We start from the raw sequence: 4515 nt of genomic DNA on the forward strand, positions 1-4515 counted from the left end.
AAAAATAGCTACCCACGGGTCAACGTGCACCACATCAACAGTGCACGAAAACGTAGCCCAATACCCATCTGACCTGCGACGATACCGAAATCCGACGGCAAAAAGTTGACGACCCCCAGAGAACCACCACCACGGCGAAATCGGATACATCCCACCAGTCGAAGCTGAAACCAACTACTACTCAAATCTACCCGCCATCAAAACGCTGGAACGGGTCTAACAAACCCTCCACCAAACCCGGGGCTTGACACTGGCCCCAGGGCGTCTGCAAAGTCTTTTTTGAGGGTGAATCGTCTTAATATGTGAGACGACCGGGCTGTGGCTGTTAATGAGCGAGAACTCCCATTAAGCATGTGATTGTTCAGTCCCACATGTTGCCAGGAGTTCTCGCATGCCATCGTCTCACCTTGCCTCGTTCATTGACGAATTCGCTAAGACGGGGCCGGTGGAGATTGACCCGGGCAAGGTCCTTGCCGCCCTGGCGGAACTACCGGACCCCCGGAAACGGCGTGGGGTGAGGCACCGTTTCGCGCACCTGTTGGTCATCATGGTCTGCTCGGTGGTGGCCGGGGCGACATCGTTGGTGGAGATGGCGGAATGGGCCGCCGATACAGCCCGGGATCAGCTCGCTGCGCTCGGTATAGGTGCCCCGCACGCGACAACATTGGCCAGGGTCCTCCAGCGCCTGGACGCCGACGCCCTGGACCGGTTGGCCGGGTCGTGGGCACAAGGCATGACAGCGGTGACGGCGATTGCCATTGATGGGAAGGAAGTCCGTGGTGCCAAGAACGGCGGTGGCACGCGGGTCCACCTGCTGGCCGGCGTTGACCACGCCACCGGGGCCGTGTTGGTTCAGGAGAACGTGTCCGAAAAGCACAACGAGATCACCTATTTCAAACCCTTGTTGGAAGGCATCAAGGACATCGGTGGCGTCATCGTCACCGCCGATGCCCTGCACACACAGCGCGAGCATGCCGACTACCTGCACTCCCGGTCAGCCCACTATGTGCTCACCGTCAAAGCGAACCAGCCCAAGCTCCATGACCAGCTGCGTGCCCTGCCATGGAAACAGGTCCGTGCCGGAAACACGAGTAAGGAGACTGCCAACGGCCGCGAGATCCAACGGATCATTAAATGCGTTGGCCTCGCTGCCGGGATCAAGTTTCCGCACGCCGCCCAGGCCGCTCAGATCACCCGGAAATCCAGGCCAATCGGAACCCGGAAATGGTCAACCGAGACGGTCTACATCGTCACGTCACTGGCGCCAGCACAAGGAAAACCGGAACTCATAGCGTCCTTGATCCGAGGGCATTGGGGAATAGAGAACGGCCTCCACTGGCGCCGGGACGTAACGTGGCGCGAGGACGGAAGTCAGGTGCGACGTGGAAACGCGCCACGGGTCATGGCCTCCCTTAGGAACATCGCCATCTCAATCCTGCGTCTGGAAGGCGAACCCAACCTCGCCAAAGCCACCCGAGGAGCCCGCAACTACCCGCACCGCGCACTCAAACTCGCCGGCCTCATTATCAGCTGAACGACTTTGCAGACGCCCTGACACTGGCCCTGATCCACCAGAAACCCCACCTCATGAAAGATCGAGGCTAACCGTCGGGGAGACTGATTAATAATCGTGATGTCAAATCAATACGTACCTCAACAATCAATTTCCCTTGGTGAAGTGCCTGATATGCTTGCACCATGGCTGGGTGCATTTTAAACGCGGAAGAACTAACGAGGGCCACCGAGCATGACACACACCGTATGCCCAGTTCCACGCCTTGGGTGTTCTGCGACGTAAAATCACAGATCTCAATGCTACTCACAACACCTCAAATCGACCGATGCGCCCTGTCGGCTCGTCACTGGAAGAAGACCGCTGATATATCTATGGTTAACCACATTTACATTAGGCCCACGCCACGACCGCAGCACTCGTGGACGTTCATAACAGTTACCTATAACAGCGCATCAACGTTACGTAGTTTTTGGCCAGTAATGAACGGAAACGAAGATTTCGAATGGATCGTAGTCGACAACGCATCTACGGATAATTCTGCCGACCAGGCCGAGGCATTGGGAGCGACGGTGATCCGACTTCCAAAAAATCTCGGATTTGGAGCCGCAAATAATGTCGGATACCAAAGCTCTAAGAGCAAGTATATTGCATTCATAAACCCTGATGTCTCTCCGCAGCCCGAAGATCTAAAAATATTGGAAACTCACCTCAACGCACATCCCTTCGATTTGGTGTCGCCACAACTGATCAACCCCGATGGTTCGCTACAGCCAAATGGCAGAGGTTTGCCGTACCTATTGAATAAGATTCAGAACCGAATCAGGCCGTCTAGGTTAGTTGACTCATATCTGAAATATTCCGAACCCGGAGAATCAATAAAGGTTTCATGGCTAATGGGAGCTGTAGTGGCTGGGGTACGCGACCATTTGGATGACTTGGGCCCTTGGGACGAACACTTCTTTGTATATTACGAAGATGCCGATCTCGGATTACGAAATTCAAAACTCTCTGGCGATTCAGTCGTTATAGGGAATGCTCAGTGGTATCACGGATGGGCGCGAGAAACAAAACGAATCTCTTGGAATGCTTGGAAGCTGGAGATACCGTCACTGATTAAATTCTATTCTCGTTATCCACACCTACTTGGAGCACCAGGAAGAAAAAAGAATGACAGTAATGCCATTTACACTTCCGCAGAAATCAAAGCATCATCATAACGGTCAAAAATAATAATTGATCAACTATTAGATCTAAGTATTAATAACTCCCAAGTTGATACAATGAAGCAGAGCAAAAATTATACGCATAAACTTCTGAGTGGATCATGACAAAAGCGTCTATTAAAATGCCTAACGTAAATTGAAAGACGCACCAAAGGCAATGATTCTTGTGAAACATTCCCTAGATCACAAACAAAAGAATTCTCGCACCCATTCCGATACAAAATCGAATTTTTATACACTCCATTGGCTACGATTATAAAAAATGGGACCTATTGGATCACATGAAACCTGAGAATATGTTCACGTGATTCCGCCAACAGCGACCGTATATGTGTTGAATATTGAGCAGTGGTCGCTTTCAAAATATTTCTAATAAAAAACGCCTAAATAATGCCGCTTGCACCATATGAATTCATTCTTGCATGTAATTAAAAACTGAAAAATAGCAAGCCTTATAACTTACGTATGAACAAATTATTCCCCCATATGCCGACAGTGACTACTTACATAGGAAATAAAAGCCCCGATGAAAATTGCGATTGACATTTTAGCGTCTACCGAACTATCCGGGGGTATGAGACTCCATGCCACCGAAATAATAAAAAGTTGGTCTGCTGACTATCCGCTAGACCGCCTAATCATCATAGGACCAAAATGGTCGCAGACCGAATTCCGAGACCTCAAAAATATTAAAATAATTTGTTGGCCAAATGAAAATATACTCACTCGTGCCGTCGGGCAGATACTTATTACACCGCTAGTCGGCCTCTTGTCTCGCACGTCTTCGGTTCTGTCACTCAGTCCGATAGTTTCCCTTCTAGTGCCTCGGCGTCGAGCCTTTTGCTTTCAGCATGACTGGCGTCACAAAAAAAACCCCGATGAATTTCCGAGAATCCAGCGTTTTTACAGAAAATTATGGGAAGTATCTGCGCGACATGCATCCTACAATATTTGCATTTCGGCCAAGACTGAAATTGAAACGAAAACTCTCGTCTCCAAAACTAGAACGATAGTCATTCCAAACGGCGGCGACCATGCTCGAACCTGGAATACCAATGAACCGGGAGAAGCTACCTGGGTAGTAACATTTGGTCACCATAACAATAAGCGCCCAGAATTGGTTATAAAAGGGTTCGCACAAATTCCTGTAGAAATACGTCCAGACGCTCTCATAATTTTGGGTGCAAGAGGCGGATATGCCGAACGCCTCCTTAGCCTCGCCGGTTCATATGGCTTATCCGAAAGTATCCGGTTGCCGGGATTCGTCGAAGAAAGAGAATATCAGCGACTAGTTTCTGGAGCAAAGGTCGTTGTCTTGGCATCCTCGGATGAGGGATTTGGCTTGCCAGTGGCTGAAGCAACGTATTTTGGAATCCCAGCGGTAGTTACGTCAGATAGTGGCCTCGACGAAATTTTCAGTGGTTTGTATACTGCTGAACCGACGCCTGAGGATCTGGGGCTCCAATTGACGAATGCATTAGAGGATGTTCGTTCCAAGAAGATCCGCGACCAAGGAACGCTTAATACTTGGTCTGATACAGTTTCTCGAACACGGAATTTGTTGGTACACGAAAATGCGAATGTCTAACTAAGAACTTACATTATATCATGAAAGTAATTAGTTTCCATTTCTAAACAAAACGACTTCAAGAATTACATCCAGATGCTAGGCCTGATATCTATCATTTGCAGAGTTATATTAGGAATTTCGTAGTACGATTTATGATAAACGCGCTAGTGCGTAGACGGCAGGGCGGCTGCAAAGTCGTTTAGACA

The 4515-nt window shown here is 49.5% G+C and carries 3 protein-coding genes; all 3 read left to right on the forward strand.

Features of this window, described 5'->3' with window-relative positions; genetic code table 11:
• The first annotated feature begins 391 nt into the window (after positions 1-391).
• The 3 genes from AAGW05_RS18330 to AAGW05_RS18340 all read left to right on the forward strand — a co-directional run bounded on the left by AAGW05_RS18330 (position 392) and on the right by AAGW05_RS18340 (position 4327).
• Positions 392-1534 carry an ISAs1 family transposase gene (locus tag AAGW05_RS18330; protein WP_411805996.1) on the forward strand — a complete coding sequence of 381 codons (1143 nt, stop codon included), beginning with the start codon at positions 392-394 and terminating at the stop codon, positions 1532-1534.
• A gap of 353 nt (positions 1535-1887) precedes the next feature.
• The gene (locus AAGW05_RS18335) at positions 1888-2733 is read left to right on the forward strand and encodes a glycosyltransferase (RefSeq protein ID WP_411805998.1); all 846 of its coding nucleotides are present in this window, start codon (positions 1888-1890) and stop codon (positions 2731-2733) included.
• A 532-nt stretch (positions 2734-3265) separates the two neighbouring features.
• On the forward strand, positions 3266-4327 hold the full coding sequence (locus tag AAGW05_RS18340) for a glycosyltransferase (protein ID WP_411805997.1): 1062 nt from the start codon (positions 3266-3268) through the stop codon (positions 4325-4327).
• Positions 4328-4515 lie beyond the last annotated feature (188 nt).

Origin of the sequence: Arthrobacter sp. LAPM80 (genome assembly GCF_046736435.1) — a bacterium.
Taxonomy (GTDB): Bacteria; Actinomycetota; Actinomycetes; order Actinomycetales; family Micrococcaceae; genus Specibacter.

What these genes read in the sequence shown, in the direction of transcription:
- AAGW05_RS18330 (WP_411805996.1), top strand. Translation starts at nt 392, where the DNA reads ATGCCATCGTCTCACCTTGCCTCGTTCATTGACGAATTCGCTAAGACG.
- AAGW05_RS18335 (WP_411805998.1), top strand. Translation starts at nt 1,888, where the DNA reads ATGGTTAACCACATTTACATTAGGCCCACGCCACGACCGCAGCACTCG.
- AAGW05_RS18340 (WP_411805997.1), top strand. Translation starts at nt 3,266, where the DNA reads ATGAAAATTGCGATTGACATTTTAGCGTCTACCGAACTATCCGGGGGT.